Source organism: Stappia sp. MMSF_3263 (assembly GCF_030733745.1).
In the GTDB taxonomy this organism is placed as follows: Bacteria; Pseudomonadota; Alphaproteobacteria; order Rhizobiales; family Stappiaceae; genus Stappia.
In genome coordinates this window covers 15,403-30,578 of sequence record NZ_JASHIK010000027.1, presented here as the reverse complement: position 1 = coordinate 30,578, position 15,176 = coordinate 15,403, and the positions used below count along the sequence as shown (strand labels likewise).

Sequence of the window (15,176 nt, the reverse complement as noted above, 5' to 3'; positions counted from 1 at the left end):
AAAAAGGAGAGAGCCATGCGCCACGGCAATCGCGGCCGCAAGCTCAACCGGACATCCAGCCATCGCAAGGCGATGTTTGCCAACATGTCCGCTTCGCTGATTGAGCATGAGCAGATCGTGACGACGCTTCCCAAGGCCAAGGAACTGCGGCCGATCGTGGAGAAGCTCGTTTCGCTGGGCAAGCGTGGTGACCTGCACGCACGCCGTCAGGCGATCGCGCAGATCCGCGACGTCGCCCTCGTTCGCAAGCTGTTCGACACGCTGGCCGAGCGCTACAAGGGTCGCAACGGCGGCTACACCCGCGTCCTCAAGGCCGGGTTCCGCTATGGCGACAACGCGCCGCTCGCCGTGATCGAGTTCGTCGATCGCGACGTCAACGCCAAGGGCGCCGCCGACCGCGCGCGCAACGAGGCCGCCGAGAGCACCGAGGCTGCGGCGTAACGCCTGCTTCGCGATCGCTTTCACGATTTCAGGAAAGGCGGCCTCAGGGCCGCCTTTTTTGTTAGGTTTGGCTCAAGCGATATCGGCCGGCGGTGAGTCGGGCGGGCAGTGGTCCGTCCGGTCGGCGCCGGCGTTCGGGTGAGGGATCTGGGATGACCGCAAACGCTTTCGCGGGCCGCACGTTTCTGGCGATGGCCGCGCTCGCCTTTCTCGCAATCGCCTCCGGGCCCGCAACCGCGCAGGAGCGCACCGCGCCGCGCGATGCGAGCGAGCTGCAGCTGTCCTTCGCGCCGATCGTGCGCGCGGCGGCGCCGGCGGTGGTGAACGTCTATGCCAGCCGAACGGTTCAGAGCCGGCCGGTCTCTCCGTTCTTCGACGATCCGTTCTTCCGCCGCTTCTTCGGCGGTCCGGGAGGCGCTCCCGGACAGGGGCCGGGGCATTCGCGCGAGCGGGTGGAATCCTCGCTCGGCTCGGGCGTGATCGTCTCGGCGGACGGGATCATCGTCACCAACAACCACGTGATCGCCGAAGCGGATGCGGTGCGGGTGGCGCTGTCCGACCGGCGCGAGTTCGATGCCGAGATCGTGCTCAAGGACGAGCGTACGGATCTCGCCATCCTCAAGGTCCGCGACGCCAACGAGACCTTCCCCCATATCGAGTTCGCCGATTCGGACACGCTTCAGGTCGGCGACATCGTGCTGGCTATCGGCAATCCGTTCGGCGTCGGGCAGACGGTGACGCAGGGCATCGTTTCGGCGCTGGCGCGCACCCGGGTCGGGGTCACCGACTACCAGTTCTTCATCCAGACGGATGCGGCCATCAATCCGGGCAATTCCGGCGGCGCGCTGGTCGACATGAAGGGCCGGCTGGTGGGCATCAACACGGCGATCTTCTCGCGCTCTGGCGGATCCAACGGCATCGGCTTCGCCATTCCCTCCAACATGGTGCGCTTCGTCGTGCAGGCCTCGGAAGGGGGCGGCACCGTGCGCCGGCCCTGGCTTGGCGCCAGCATGCAGAGCGTCAGCGCGGAGATCGCGGAGGCACTGGGGCTCGACCGGCCGAGCGGCGTGCTCGTGACGGAAGTGGGCGAGGGCAGCCCTGCCGACCGCTCCGGGCTCAAGGTCGGCGACCTGATCACCCGGGTCGGCGATGCCGAGGTCGCGGACCCGGACAGCTTCGGCTACCGCTTCGCCACCCGGCCGATCGGTTCGACGACGACGCTCACGGTCCTGCGTCCGCGCGGGGAGACGACGCTGACCGTGGCGCTTGAACCGGCTCCGGAGACGGTGCCGCGCGACGAGCGCGTCATCGAGGGGTATTCGCCCTTTTCCGGCGCTAGCGTGATGAACCTCTCGCCGGCGGTGGCGGAGGAGCTGCGCCTCGACGGTTTCGAGGAGGGCGTGGTCGTCGCGGCGCTGGCTCAGGGCTCGACGGCTGCCCGGGTCGGCCTGCAGGCGGGCGACATCATCCAGAGCATCAACGGCCGGCCGGTCGACAGCACCCGCACCCTCGAGCGGCTGGCGAAGTCGGATCCGGGCGTCTGGCGTCTGGAAATCCGCCGGGGCGGGCGGGTTCTCAGGATCGCGCTTCGGGGCTGATCATGAACCAGCGAACCGGGGCCGGGGCGGGCCTTGCGACATGAGCGATCTTTTCCAGTCGGCCGGGCTTGGCGCGGATGCCAGGCGGCCGCTTGCCGACCGGCTGCGCCCCGCACGCCTTGGCGATGTTGTCGGGCAGGACCATCTCCTTGGCCCCGACGGCGTGCTCACCAGGATGCTGGAGACGGCGACGCTCGGCTCGCTCGTCTTCTGGGGCCCGCCGGGCACGGGCAAAACGACCGTGGCCCGGCTGTTGGCGGATGCGACGGACCTGCGGTTCGAACAGATCTCGGCGATCTTTTCCGGGGTCGCCGAGCTGAAGAAGGTGTTCGAGGCGGCCCGCGCCGCACGGCTTGTGGGGCGCAACACGCTGCTCTTCGTCGACGAGATCCACCGCTTCAACCGGGCCCAGCAGGACAGTTTCCTGCCGGTCATGGAAGACGGCACGGTGACACTGGTCGGGGCGACGACCGAGAACCCGAGCTTCGAGCTGAACGCCGCCCTCCTGTCGCGTGCGCACGTGCTCACCTTCCGCACCCTCGATGCGGCCGCGCTGGAGCGGCTGCTGGCACGGGCAGAGACGGAGGAAGGCAAGGCGCTGCCGCTTGACGAGGGCGCCCGGGCGGCGCTCCTGCGCATGGCCGACGGCGACGGGCGAGCCGCCTTGACGCTTGCCGAGGATGTCTGGCGTGCGGCGCGCAGCGAGGAGATCTTCGACGCCGAGCGGTTGCAGGCACTCGTCCAGCGGCGCGCGCCGGTCTACGACAAGTCGAGCGACGGCCACTACAACCTGATTTCGGCCCTGCACAAGTCGGTGCGCGGGTCCGATCCGGATGCGGCGCTCTACTGGTTCTGCCGCATGCTCGACGGCGGCGAGGATCCGCTGTTCCTAGCCCGCCGTCTCATCCGCATGGCGGTGGAGGATATCGGCCTTGCCGATCCGCAGGCGCTCGTCCAGGCCAATGCGGCCCGCGATGCCTACCAGATGCTCGGCACACCGGAAGGCGAGTTGGCGCTGGCCCAGGCGGTGGTCTATCTCGCCACCGCGCCGAAATCGAACGGCGTCTACACCGCCTACAAGGCGGCGGTGCGCGCGGCAAAGGCCAACGGGTCGCTGCTGCCGCCCAGGCACATTCTCAACGCGCCGACGAAGCTGATGAAGTCGGAAGGTTACGGCGAAGGCTACGCCTATGACCATGACGCGCCGGACGGCTTTTCGGGCCAGGACTATTTCCCCGAGAGCATGGGCCGTACCCGCTTCTACGACCCGCCGGAGCGCGGCTTCGAGCGCGAGATCCGCAAGCGACTGGACTACTGGGAACGGCTGCGCAAGGAGCGCGGCGGCTGAACCGATCCTCCGTCGCGGACAGCAGGAAGCGTTACGGATTTGCGTTCATGCGTGATCGCCGCGCCCATTGCGGAACAGCGCGAATAAGCGGAGCATGACGGTCGGGGGAGTACCGGATCGGCCATGAAACAGATCGAGTTGCGCCTTGCGCTGGTTCTTTACGGCGGCGTTTCGCTGGCCGTCTACATGCACGGCATCACGCGCGAGTTTCTCAATCTCGTGCGCGCCTCGCGGCGGCTGGAGGCGCGCGAGGGCAGGGGACGAGGCAGCAGCTCGAACGCGGCCGGCAACGATGCCGGGGGGCGTTCAGGGGCGCCTGCGGGGGGCAGTGCGGCGGCCTATGAACGCTTCCTGCAGCTCTTCGCGCCGGCACTCGACCTGCGCGTCGTTGTCGATGTGATCTCCGGTGCCTCGGCCGGCGGTGTCAACGGGGTCATGCTGGCGCGCGCCCTTGCCCACAACCTGCCGCTCGACCGTCATCGCAATCTCTGGCTGGAAAATGCCGATGTCACCCGGCTTGCCAACGAGCCGGTGGGCCTGACCCGCTATCTCAAGGGGTCGATCGCGCCGGTGCTCGACCGGCTTGTGGGAATGACGCTCAAGTCCGAGCTGACCGATCCGGAAACCCGGATGAAGCTGCGCCAGTTCATGCAGGCACGCTGGTTCACGCCCCCTTTCTCAGGCGAGCGGTATGTGGGCTGGATGCTCGATGCGGCCCATGCCATGCGCGAGGATGCCGAACCCGGCGCCGAGCAGACGCTGATCCCGCAAGGCCAGTCGCTGGATCTCTTCGTGACGATGACGGATTTCCATGGCGCGCGGCGGCGTTTCGCCATCGATGACCCGGTCGAGGTGGAGGAGACGGAGCATCGGCTGATTCTGCGTTATTCCGCTTCCTGCCGGGGCAATGGCGATCTTGTCTCCGACTTTGCCGATACGCGCATTCCCGATCTCGTCTTTTCGGCCCGGGCGACCTCCGCCTTTCCCGGTGCGTTTCCGCCCATGACGGTGGCTGAAATGGACCGGGTTCTGGCGCAGCGAGGCGAGAGCTGGCCGCTGAGGGGCATCTTCCTGCACCGGGCCTTCGGCCAGCGTGGCGGGGATGCCGCCGCGCGGGTGCTGGTCGACGGCAGCGTGGTGATGAACAAGCCGTTCCAGCCCCTGATCGAGGCGATCGCCGGCCGGCCGGCGGCGCGCGAGGTGGTGCGCAAGATCGTCTATGTGGACCCGATGCCGGACGATCCGGCGGAACCCGCGCCCCCGGAGGCGAAGGAGGAGGGCGACGCGGGCGCGTTGCCCGGCTTCTTCCGGGTGATCCTTGCCTCGCTTGCCCATATCCCGCGCAACGAGCCGATCGGCGATGCGCTGGAGCAGGTGGAGGAGTACAATCGCGACGTTCGCCAGGTGGCCGATGTGATCGCCGCGGCCGAGCCAGTCGTCGAGGGCGAGGTTCGGGCGATCCTGCGTGCCGATGGCGACCGGCCGATGACGGTGGGCGAACTGACCCGCTGCCGGGTGATGGCGAACGAGCGCGCCCATGCCTCGGCCGGCTATGCCTATCATGGCTACCAGCGGCTGAAACTGTCTGGCGTGATGTCGCGGGTGGCCGAGCTGCTCGCGGCGCTGAGCGCGGCGCGGGCGGGCACCGATGGCGGCACCGGCACCTCGGCCCGCGAGTGTGCCGTGCGGTTGGAGGCATGGCTTTCCCATCACCACGCCGGCGGCGAGGTCGGTGGCACGAACGGACCGACGCCGGAGCCGATCATACGCTTCCTGCGGGGCCTCGATGTCGACTACCGCATCCGCCGGCTGCGCTTCGTCATTCGCCGGCTGAACCGGCTCTACCGCATGGCGACACCCGAGATGGAGCTGAACCCGGAGGAGATGGACGAGCTGAAAAGCACGCTCTACGAGCAGATCGATCATCTGGGACAGCGCTGGTCGGTCAGCTTCTATGGCGGGGAAACGGCGGCGGCCGCGGCCCGGCTCGCGGCCAGCGCGCCGGGCGACCGGGAAACGGTGGGGGAAGTGCTCGACGGCCTCTCTGCGCGGATGGGCCTGGCCGAGCTCGATTGCCTCAACGATGATGTCTTCTCGGTGATGGCGTTCAACTACCTGCCGGAACCGCTACGCATGTCGCTGACGGCGGCCTATATCGGTTTCGCCTTCTACGACCTGGTGACCCTGCCGGTGCTCCGCCGGCTGGCCGCTTCGGAGTATAACGAGATCCGCATCGACCGGATCAGCCCCGCAGACGGGCACGCGCTCCGGCCGGAGGGCGTGAAGCTCAAGGGCAGCAACCTCAATGCGTTCGGAGCCTTCTTCAACCGCCGCTGGCGTGAGCACGATTACCTTTGGGGGCGGCTTGCCGCGGCCGACCGGCTGATGACGATGGCAACCCGGGTGGGCGAGACCATTGCGCCGCTCGCCCCGGATGTGCTGCGCGCGGCGCGGCGCGACGTGTTTCTCGCCATCCTGGAGGAGGAGCGTCCCGAACTCGTCGCCGACCCCGATCTGGTTCCAGGGCTCGTCGCCGAGGTCGAGCGGGTGCTCGGGGAGCCGGCCGAGGCAGGGGCGGGCGTGCCGGACGCGCTTACGGGGTTTCGTCCCGGGACCGCGTCCGGTTGATCTCGACACTGACATGCCCGGCTGCGATCGGCAGCGGCGCGCCCGGCTTGTGCACCTTGACGGCGATCCTCTCGATGCGCGGATCCAGTTCGAAGACGGCCTCGGCGATGGCGCCGGCCAACCGCTCGATCAGGTGGAAGCGGGACCGGGTCACCACGGCCTCCACCGCTCGTGTCAGGCTGGCGTAGCACAGTGTCTGGGCATAGACGTCGCTGCGCGAGGCCGGGCCGAGATCGAGCCAGCAGCTCAGGTCCACGACGAAGCGCTGGCCGAGGCGCGCCTCCTCGTCATGCACCCCGTGAAAGGCATAGAAGGACAGGTCTTGAAGATGGATCGCGTCCATGGGCAGCTCTTTTTCGTGAGCGCGCGGCCGGAGCGGGAGGTCCGGGCCGGAAGGCCATGCGATGCCTGCGCAGGCAGTGCATGTCGCTCGTGCCGAACAGGACCTAGCAGCGCGGGGGCCGGCCGGCAATGCAAAGAGACGGCACCGGCTTGCTTTGCAGCGTCATGGCGCCCCTCAGCCGGGGCTGCAGATGTCCGCGCCCATCAGAGCTGCGGCGCCGCGCATGCTGAAACCCGAATAGCGGCCGTCGTCGAGTTGGATCTGCAGGAAGGAGCCGCCGCGCAGCTTGTTCCAGAGCCAGGTCATCTGGTCCTTGCAGAAGCGGCAATCGCCGCGAATATAGCCGAGCTTGTCGCTGCGCAGCTTGATCATCGAGCGGTCGACGACGATCCGCACCAGCTGGTTCGGGGGTGGCGGCTTGCCGTTGATGACGACCTCGACCACCGGCAGGGCCGTGTGCGGACACCAGATGGCGAAGGTCGACCCGTTCATTGAGCGTGTCGCGTAACGTGGCACGCCCGACACTTCGGAGCGCTTCCACTGACCGATGAGCGCGGCCATGTCGTCCGCGCGGGCCGGTGGCGCCGTCAGCAGGACCAGTGCGGCTGCAAGCAAACCCGCACATGCGGCCCCCGCCATCCATGTGGATTTCGAATCGATTGCTCCAGCCCTCCGTTCCCCAAATAATGAAACGGCGGGATTGGTAAAAATACAAGGTGATATGCCTGCGTAACCGCAAAAACTTCCGCTGCGTAAGCCTTTGGTTGCTCTCAGGGCGCTTCCACGGATCGCGTCGGGCCGAAACGTTCCTCGAAACAGCGCTTCAGAACGATGTCGACATCGTCGAGGGTCACGGGAAGCCCGAGGTCGACAAGGCTGGTCACCCCGTGCTGCGTGACGCCGCAGGGCACGATGCCGGTGAAGTGGTCGAGCGCCGGATCGACGTTGAGTGCCATGCCGTGGAAGCTCACCCATTTGCGCATGCGGATGCCGATCGCCGCGATCTTGTCCTCGCGCTCCCGGCCGAGCTCCGGCCGGCGCACCCAGACGCCAACCCGGTCCTCGCGCCGCTCGCCGCGCACGTGGTGTTGCCAAAGGGCCGCGATCAGCCAGTCCTCGAGCGCGGCGACGAAGGCGCGGACGTCCTGTCGTCGGCGTTTCAGGTCGAGCATCGCGTAGACCACGCGCTGTCCGGGGCCGTGATAGGTGTACTGGCCGCCGCGCCCGGTCCTGTGAACGGGGAAGCGGTCGGGGGATATCAGGTCCTCGTCGCGGGCACTGGTGCCGGCGGTGTAGAGAGGCGGGTGCTCAAGCAGCCAGACGCGCTCGCCAAGCGTGCCGTCGGCGATGCCGGTGACGCGCCTTTCCATTTCGGCCAGGGCGACCTCGTAGGGCACCGGCCTGTCGCTGATGGCCCATTCGACGGCGGGGGAGCCGGGCCGTGGAAGAAAGCTGCCCGCAAGATCCGCGCGGTCTGTCATTTTGCAAGTCCGTTAGCGGTTTGTTAACCAACGCCAGCCAGTGTCGGTTTGACGGGGCGGCCCTCGACCGCGCCCGTATAGAATGAACGTGCTGGCATTGCCATCCTTCATCGGTCCGGTGGTTATATGGGTATCTTCGATAATATCTCCATCGACATCTCGGTGGTGCTCGGTTCCGCCGAGATGCCGATCCATCAGCTGTTGCGCATGGGCCGCGGCGCGGTGATCGAGCTGATGTCGCGCGAGGACGACGATGTCCAGATTCTCGCCAACAACATCCCCATCGCCCGAGGACAGGTCGTGCTGCAGGGTGAGCGCGTCGGCGTGTCGGTGACGGAGGTGCTGGTGCGCCCGCCCGAGGCCCGTCCGGTGCGGGTAACCGGCCCGGTCTGAGGGGCGGAGGCGGGGTGGGCCCGCGCGCTTTCACACTATCTTGCAACCCTTGTGCATATCCTCGCGCAAACCGCTTGCGCGGCAAAAGTCGATTTGCTAGACGAGGGCTCCGCAGCGCGATGGAGCGCTTCGCGGAATGGCTATGCGGTCGTGGCGGAATTGGTAGACGCGCAGCGTTGAGGTCGCTGTGGGGTAAAACCCGTGGAAGTTCGAGTCTTCTCGACCGCACCAAAAAAGGAACCCGGGCAATGCCCGGGTTTTTTTGTATCCGGAGCCCGCGCCGTACCCGTTTTTCCGGGTTGAAAACAACTCCTCGGTTTTAGTCGTCTCCGCCTGAATTTTGCCCTGAGAAGGCGAAAAAACCATCTTCGGCAGGGCGGCACGCGATGCAGGGTCATGCTAAGAGTGGGCAGGGGTCGAGCCGCCGCCATCCGTGACGCCAGCGGATCGCGAACAGCAGGCCGTCGCGCAAACCGGGTACCGAGGGGAGGGCTGAGTTGGCCGAAGCCGAAAACGTCGACACTGCCGACATCCCGGTGGAAATCCCGACGGTGCGCGACGAGGACGGTCGCGTCAGCGAGGATTTTCTCGCCCTTGTCGAGGCCGGTGTCGAGGCGGAGAACGCACCCGCGCTGATCGGGCTTGTCGGCGATCTGCACGAGGCGGATGTCGCCGACCTGATCGAGTCGCTGCCGGAGGCGTCGCGCGTGCCGCTGGTGCGGCTGCTTGGCGACGAGTTCGATTATGCGACGCTGACCGAGCTGGACGAGGCCGTCCGTCTGCGGATCCTCGAGGAACTGCCCTCCGACACGCTGGCGGAAGGCATTGGCGAACTCGATTCCGATGATGCGGTCTACATCCTTGAGGATCTGGACGCCGAGGACCAGGCGGCGATCCTCGACCAGCTGCCCTATTCCGACCGCGTCCAGCTGCAGCGCTCGCTCGACTACCCGGAAGAATCCGCCGGCCGTCTGATGCAGACGGACTTCATCGCTGTGCCGCCGTTCTGGAGCGTCGGCCAGACCATCGACTACATGCGCGAATCCAAGGACCTGCCGGACACGTTCCACGAGATATTCGCGGTCGATCCCGGCTTCCGCCTGACCGGCTCGGTGCCGCTCGACAAGATCCTCAGGACCAAGCGCGCCACCAAGATCTCGGCGATCATGACCGAGGACCCGCCGACCTTCAAGGCGACCGACGACCGGGAGGAAGTGGCGCGCAGCTTCGAACGCTACAACCTTGTCTCCGCTCCCGCGGTCGACGATGCCGGGCGTCTCGTCGGCATGCTGATGATCGACGACATCGTCGACGTCATCCAGGAAGAGGCGGAGGAGGACCTGCGCGGCCTCGCCGGTCTCGGCGACGAGGAAATCTCCGATGCCGTGCTCGTCACCGCGCGCTCGCGCTTCAACTGGTTGTTCGTCAATCTGGGCACGGCCATCCTCGCCTCCGTCGTCATCTCGCTGTTCGAGGGCACGATCGAGGCGATGGTGGCGCTCGCCGTGCTGATGCCGATCGTCGCCTCGATGGGCGGCAATGCGGGCACCCAGACCATGACGGTTGCGGTGCGGGCGCTGGCGACGCAGGAGTTGGACGGGCGCAACATGTGGCGGGTGTTGCGGCGCGAGGTGCTGGTCAGCCTGCTCAACGGGGTTGCGCTGGCCACGATCATCGGCGTTGCCGCCGCGCTCTGGTTCGCAAGCATCGGGCTCGGTGTTGTCATCGGGGTCGCCATCGTCATCAACCTCCTGTTCGCGGGTCTGTCCGGCTTGCTGATCCCCGTCGTTCTGGAAAAAATCAACGTCGACCCGGCGATTGCCTCCTCGGTCTTCGTCACCACGGTGACGGACGTGGTCGGCTTCTTCGCCTTCCTGTGGATCGCGGCCCTGTGGTTCGGCCTGCCACTTTGAGCCGGGTTGCCTTAAGCTTTGGGAGACACTCATGCCTGTTGCTCCGCCGCTCGGCGGCATTCTCGAAACCTCGGTCTATGTGGAGGATCTCGAGCGCGCGCACGGGTTCTATTCCGGCGTCGTCGGGCTGAAGCGGATGGTCGCCGGCGAACGGCTGTTCGCCTATGACGCCGGCCCGGGGGAGACGTTGCTCGTCTTCGCCCGTGGCCTGACAGCGCAGGATGTCGAGACCGAGGGCGGCACGGTTCCGGGTCATCACAGCGAGGGGCCGAGCCATTTCGCCTTCCGCATCGCGGCCGACCAGCTGGACCCCTGGCGGGCGCATCTTGCCGCCTGCGGCATTGCCCTTCGCAGCGAGGTCGTCTGGCCGGCCGGTGGCCGCAGCCTTTATGTCGATGATCCGGACGGCAACGTGGTGGAATTCGCCGCGCCGCCGCTCTGGCCCAATTTCACGGAGTGAGCCCGCCGATGATCAATCTGCTTCTCGTGGCGCTGGGCGGGGGGCTTGGCGCCGCCGGGCGGCATCTGGTCAATCTCGCCGCGCTCCGGAGCTTCGGTCCCGGCTTTCCCGCCGGCACGCTTGCCGTCAACGTCCTCGGCTCGCTGTTGATGGGCTTGTTGGTCGGCTGGCTGGCGGCGCGCGCCGGCGGGTCGGGCAATGCGCTGCGGCTCTTCCTGGCCACCGGCTTTCTCGGCGGCTTCACCACCTTCTCCGCCTTTTCGCTCGACGTTGCGCTCCTGTGGGAGCGCGGCGCGCTGGGCGTCGCCGCGCTCTATGCCGGCGTTTCCGTGACGGCCTCGATCCTGGCGCTTTTCGCCGGCCTTGCCGCCATGCGCGTGATCGCGGCCGGGTGAGGCCTGCTATCCATTTGCCGGAATGCGGGCGATGACCTTGATCTCGAAGTCGAAGCCGGCCAGCCAGGTGACGCCGACCGCCGTCCAGTTGGGATAGGGCGCCTTCGGGAAAATCTCGTTCTTCACCTGCATGATCGTGCCGAACTGGGTCTCCGGGTCGGTGTGGAACGTCGTCACGTCGACAAGGTCGTCGAAGCTGCAGCCGGCTGCCGCGAGTGTTGCCTCGAGATTGGCGAAGGCGCGGCGGACCTGGCCGGCGAAATCAGGCTCGGGCGATCCGTCCTCGCGGCTTCCGACCTGGCCGGAGACGAAGAGAAGATCGCCGGTGCGGATCGCGGCGGAATAGCCGTGCTGCTCGTACAGGGCATGGCGGCTTTGGGGAAAAACGGCTTCGGGGCGGGTCATGTCCCGGGTCCTTTCGTGCGGTGGGCGGCTTGCAGCGTCCCGCATCGGCGGGGCTTCACGAGCCGTCTTCAGATTTGATATACGTGGCGTATGTAATATCCATATACGGTGCGTATGTCAATTTCATATACGCAGCGTATGCGAAACGGGGTGTGCCATGGCTGCAAAGAGCCGCAAGGAGACGATGCAGGAGAACCGCGCGAAGCTGATCGCGGCGGCGCGCCGGGCCTTCGCCGAGCAGGGCTTTGCCGCTGCCTCGATGGACGAACTCACCGCCGATGCCGGCCTGACGCGCGGCGCGCTCTATCACAATTTCGGCGACAAGAAGGGCCTGCTTGCTGCCGTCGTTGCGGAAGTGGACGGCGAGATGGCGGCCGGTGCCAGGGCACGCGGAGCCGCGACGGGCGAGGGCTGGGACGGGTTGATGGCGGAAGGGGCGGCCTATATCGAGATGGCGCTCGATCCGGAAGTGCAGCGCATCGTGCTGCTCGACGGCCCGGCCTTTCTCGGCGACCCCTCGCAATGGCCGAGCCAGAACGCCTGCCTGCAGGCAACCCGGCAGGCGGTGGCGCGGCTGATCGCGGAAGGGGTGATGAGACCCGTCGATGTCGACGCGGCCGCGCGGCTCCTGAGCGGCGCGGCGCTCAACGCGGCATTGTGGGTGGCGGCGAGCGAGGACCCGCGTTCCGCTCTCCCAAGGGCGGTCGAAGCGTTTCAGGCGATGGCCGAGGGGCTGCGTGCGGAGCGGGCGTGAGCCCGTCTGGCCGGTTCCGCCGCGCGCCGCGCTTGCCCTTGAGGCCCGCGCGGATTAGGTAGGGCGCGAGATGCGCCGGGCCGGGAGGCAAGGGCCTGCGCGCGCGCCCCAGGTACAAGGACAGCCATGGCCGGCATCGAACAGAAGACCGTCACCTCCGACGAGGCCGGCATGCGGCTCGACCGCTGGTTCAAGACCCATTTTCCCGGGCTGGGCCACGGGCACTTGCAGAAACTGCTGCGCACCGGGCAGGTGCGTGTCGACGGCAAGCGGGCGGAAACCTCGACCCGCGTCGTCGACGGCCAGGTCGTGCGCATTCCGCCGCTGACGGTCGACGCGCATGTCACGGCGAAGGACAACGCCAACGCCAAGCCCAAGCCGCGCAAGCTTGTCGCCGGCGATCGCGAGGCCGTAGAGGCGATGATCCTCTACGAGGATCGCGAGGTGATGGTGCTGAACAAGTCCGCCGGTCTCGCCGTGCAGGGCGGTTCCGGCCTGACCCGTCATCTCGACGGCATGCTCGAGGCGTTCCGCGACCAGAAGGGCGAGAAGCCGCGCCTTGTGCACCGGCTCGACCGCGAGACCTCCGGCATCCTGCTGCTTGCCAAGACCCGCAAGGCGGCCTCGGAAATGGCCAAGTCCTTCCGCGCCCGCCAGACCCGCAAGATCTACTGGGCGCTCGTCGCCCATGTGCCCAAGCCCCGGCAGGGGCGCATCTCCACCTATCTCGCCCGCGACGAGGGCGAGGAGCGCATGCGTGTCGCCAGGCACGGCGAGGACGACGCCCAGCATTCCGTCTCGCTCTATTCGGTGGTGGAGAACGCCGGGCCGAAGGTCTCGTGGGTGTCGCTCCGGCCGATCACCGGGCGAACCCACCAGCTGCGCGCTCACATGGCCTATATCCATCACCCGATCGTCGGCGACCCGAAATATTTCAACGTCGAGAACTGGGAGTTTCCCGGCGGGCTCCAGAACAAGCTGCATCTGCATGCCCGGCGCATCGTCATTCCGCACCCTTCGGGACGCGGCGTGATCGACGTTTCCGCGCCGCTGCCGGCCCATATGCAGCAGAGCTGGAACCTGCTCGGTTTCGATGCCCGCCAGTACGACCCCGACATCAACGACCCGGAGGAGTAGGCCCTGTACCTGGTCATCTTCGATTGCGACGGAACCCTGGTCGACAGCCAGGAGACCATCCTGCACGGGCTCGGCGTCGGCTTTGCCGCTGTCGGCCTGCCGGCTCCCGAACGTGCCACGGCGCTCTCCATCGTCGGGTTGTCGCTCGAGGTGGCCTTCGCGCAGCTGACGGCGCGCGAACATCACCACTTGGTGCCGGCGATGGCCGATGCCTACCGGGAGGCCAAGGTTGCCCGCCGGCTTGCCGGTCTCGACCACGACCCGCTCTATCCCGGCGCGCTTGCCGCGCTTGACGCGTTGTCGGCGCGCGAGGACGTTCTCCTCGGCGTTGCCACCGGCAAGGCGATGCGCGGCGTACTCCACATGCAGGAGGCGCACGGGCTGGAAGGGCGCTTTGTAACCATCCAGACCGCCGACAAGGCGCCGTCCAAGCCGCATCCGGGCATGATCCTGCAGGCGATGGAAGAGACCGGCGCTGACCCGGCGCGCACCGTCATGATCGGCGACACCGGTTTCGACATGGAGATGGCGCGTGCCGCCGGGGTTGCCGGCATCGGCGTCACCTGGGGCTATCACCCGCGCGAGCGGCTGGCACAGGCTGCGCCCGCGCGGATCATCGACGGGTTCGACATGCTCCTGCCGGCGCTGGGCGAGACGCTTGGCTGGCGTGAGGCGGTTGCGGGACGGGAGGCGGTCTGATGCGCGATCTGTTGAGCGAGCTGGAGGCGGGCGGTCCGGTCGATCCGGTCGAGCGGACGCGGGCCCTGTCGCGGCGTGCGTTGCCCAAGCGCTTCTACAAGGACGTGACGCTTGGCGCGCAGGAGGGTGGCCATGCCGTCCTTCTCGACGGACGCCCGGTGAAGACGGCGAGGCGCAAGCCGCTGGTGCTCGCCGAGGTGGAGCTGGCGGAGATCGTCGCGCAGGAATGGCGGGTCCAGGGCACGGAGATCGACCCGCAGACCATGCCGCTGACCCGCATCGCCAATGTGGCGATCGATGCGGTTCCGGCGCGCGCCGACGAGGTTGCCGGCGATGTCGCTGCCTATGCCGGCAACGACCTCGTCGTCTACCGGGCGGAAAGCCCGCAGGAACTGGTGGAACTCCAGGAGGCCCATTGGGGTCCGGTGATCGCCTGGGCCGAGGCACGCTATGGCGGGCGCTTCCTCCTGGCCGAGGGGATCATGCCGGTCACCCAGGACGCAGGCCTGATCGCGCGTATCCGCGAATCCCTGCGGCCGCTCCCGGCGCTGCGCCTGACGGGGCTGCATGTCGCCATGACGCTGGCCGGTTCGGCGCTGATCGGACTGGCGCTTGCCGATGGCCGGCTTACGCCGGACGAGGCATGGGCAGCCGCTTTCGTCGACGAGGACTGGAACATCCGCCTGTGGGGCACCGATCCGGAAGCCACGCGCGTCAGGGAGTTGCGGCGGGCCGTCTTGCCTTGCGGGACGCGGTTTCCGCGCCACGAACGCTCAGGTGAGCTGGCTGACGATGGTCCACACGGTGCTGGCGGTTCCGTCGTCCGAGCCGGTCGTTGCCACGGCAGTGGCGACATAGTTTCCGGTCTGTACCTGATCCTGCGAGGCTGCCGTGCAGGGGCAGGCGCCGAAATTGTTCGATGCGGTGAAGGCATAGTTGAGCGTCAGCGCATAGCTGCCGTTGGCGGTCGTGACGGTCACGTAGCCGGAGCAGTTGCCGTCGGTGCCGTCGCTTGAAAAGGCGTATCCCGAGGAATTGGACTGATCGGGAATGTCGGTGCCCTTGTCGAGGTCGTGCAGGTTGCCGACGACGCCGTCCGAGGCGGTGACGGTGAAGTCGGTGCCGGAATTATTGATGATCTTGACGAGGCTGGAATCGCAACAGCTCATGGATGTAGTCCT

General features: G+C 67.3%; 16 protein-coding genes and 1 tRNA gene. 13 read left to right on the top strand and 4 right to left on the bottom strand.

Features of this window, described 5'->3' with window-relative positions:
• Window positions 1–15 precede the first annotated feature (15 nt).
• The 4 genes from rplQ (at window position 16) to RBB46_RS21030 (ending at window position 6,015) form a co-directional block, all read left to right on the top strand.
• Entirely contained in the window at window positions 16–441 is a 426-nt protein-coding gene (gene rplQ / locus RBB46_RS21045; RefSeq protein WP_306031014.1) for a 50S ribosomal protein L17, read from the top strand.
• A gap of 152 nt (window positions 442–593) precedes the next feature.
• Window positions 594–2,039 (top strand): DegQ family serine endoprotease, encoded by a 1,446-nt coding sequence (locus RBB46_RS21040; RefSeq protein ID WP_306031013.1) that lies wholly within the window; start codon window positions 594–596, stop codon window positions 2,037–2,039.
• Window positions 2,040–2,079: 40 nt separating this feature from the next.
• Window positions 2,080–3,387 (top strand): replication-associated recombination protein A, encoded by a 1,308-nt coding sequence (locus RBB46_RS21035; RefSeq protein ID WP_306031012.1) that lies wholly within the window; start codon window positions 2,080–2,082, stop codon window positions 3,385–3,387.
• A gap of 123 nt (window positions 3,388–3,510) precedes the next feature.
• Window positions 3,511–6,015, top strand: coding sequence for a patatin-like protein (locus RBB46_RS21030; RefSeq protein ID WP_306031011.1), 2,505 nt, complete (start codon window positions 3,511–3,513; stop codon window positions 6,013–6,015).
• On the opposite strand, the gene folB is transcribed toward RBB46_RS21030, so the two are convergent.
• From folB to lipB, 3 genes are all read right to left on the bottom strand, one after another.
• Entirely contained in the window at window positions 5,981–6,358 is a 378-nt protein-coding gene (gene folB / locus RBB46_RS21025) for a dihydroneopterin aldolase (protein ID WP_306031010.1), read from the bottom strand. The genes RBB46_RS21030 and folB overlap by 35 nt on opposite strands.
• 174 nt (window positions 6,359–6,532) lie before the next feature.
• Complete coding sequence (locus tag RBB46_RS21020) at window positions 6,533–6,997, bottom strand: hypothetical protein (RefSeq protein WP_306031009.1); 465 nt, start codon at window positions 6,995–6,997, stop codon at window positions 6,533–6,535.
• Window positions 6,998–7,128: 131 nt separating this feature from the next.
• Window positions 7,129–7,839, bottom strand: a complete 711-nt coding sequence (gene lipB / locus RBB46_RS21015) for a lipoyl(octanoyl) transferase LipB (protein WP_306031008.1) — start codon at window positions 7,837–7,839, stop codon at window positions 7,129–7,131.
• A gap of 126 nt (window positions 7,840–7,965) precedes the next feature.
• Between lipB and RBB46_RS21010 the strand changes: the two genes are divergently transcribed.
• From RBB46_RS21010 to crcB, 5 genes are all read left to right on the top strand, one after another.
• Window positions 7,966–8,232 (top strand): FliM/FliN family flagellar motor switch protein, encoded by a 267-nt coding sequence (locus RBB46_RS21010; RefSeq protein WP_306031007.1) that lies wholly within the window; start codon window positions 7,966–7,968, stop codon window positions 8,230–8,232.
• Between the two features lie 144 nt (window positions 8,233–8,376).
• Window positions 8,377–8,463: transfer RNA gene (locus RBB46_RS21005), tRNA-Leu, on the top strand.
• Between the two features lie 266 nt (window positions 8,464–8,729).
• On the top strand, window positions 8,730–10,145 hold the full coding sequence (gene mgtE / locus RBB46_RS21000; RefSeq protein WP_306031006.1) for a magnesium transporter: 1,416 nt from the start codon (window positions 8,730–8,732) through the stop codon (window positions 10,143–10,145).
• Between the two features lie 31 nt (window positions 10,146–10,176).
• The gene (locus RBB46_RS20995; RefSeq protein ID WP_306031005.1) at window positions 10,177–10,605 is read left to right on the top strand and encodes a VOC family protein; all 429 of its coding nucleotides are present in this window, start codon (window positions 10,177–10,179) and stop codon (window positions 10,603–10,605) included.
• An 8-nt stretch (window positions 10,606–10,613) separates the two neighbouring features.
• Window positions 10,614–11,000, top strand: a complete 387-nt coding sequence (gene crcB / locus RBB46_RS20990; RefSeq protein ID WP_306031004.1) for a fluoride efflux transporter CrcB — start codon at window positions 10,614–10,616, stop codon at window positions 10,998–11,000.
• Window positions 11,001–11,006: 6 nt separating this feature from the next.
• Here the strand turns inward: crcB and RBB46_RS20985 are convergent, their stop codons facing one another.
• Window positions 11,007–11,405, bottom strand: coding sequence for a RidA family protein (locus RBB46_RS20985; RefSeq protein WP_306031003.1), 399 nt, complete (start codon window positions 11,403–11,405; stop codon window positions 11,007–11,009).
• A 157-nt stretch (window positions 11,406–11,562) separates the two neighbouring features.
• Here RBB46_RS20985 and RBB46_RS20980 point away from each other — a divergent pair, with 157 nt between their 5' ends.
• From RBB46_RS20980 to RBB46_RS20965, 4 genes are all read left to right on the top strand, one after another.
• Window positions 11,563–12,159: a TetR/AcrR family transcriptional regulator gene (locus RBB46_RS20980; protein ID WP_306031002.1), complete on the top strand. Its 597-nt coding sequence runs from the start codon at window positions 11,563–11,565 to the stop codon at window positions 12,157–12,159.
• Between the two features lie 126 nt (window positions 12,160–12,285).
• Window positions 12,286–13,296, top strand: coding sequence for an RluA family pseudouridine synthase (locus RBB46_RS20975; protein WP_306031001.1), 1,011 nt, complete (start codon window positions 12,286–12,288; stop codon window positions 13,294–13,296).
• A 3-nt stretch (window positions 13,297–13,299) separates the two neighbouring features.
• Window positions 13,300–13,995: an HAD-IA family hydrolase gene (locus RBB46_RS20970; RefSeq protein ID WP_306031042.1), complete on the top strand. Its 696-nt coding sequence runs from the start codon at window positions 13,300–13,302 to the stop codon at window positions 13,993–13,995.
• Window positions 13,995–15,011 (top strand): ATP12 family chaperone protein, encoded by a 1,017-nt coding sequence (locus tag RBB46_RS20965; RefSeq protein ID WP_306030999.1) that lies wholly within the window; start codon window positions 13,995–13,997, stop codon window positions 15,009–15,011. Before RBB46_RS20970 ends, RBB46_RS20965 begins: the two co-directional genes overlap by 1 nt.
• The last annotated feature ends 165 nt before the right edge of the window (window positions 15,012–15,176 follow it).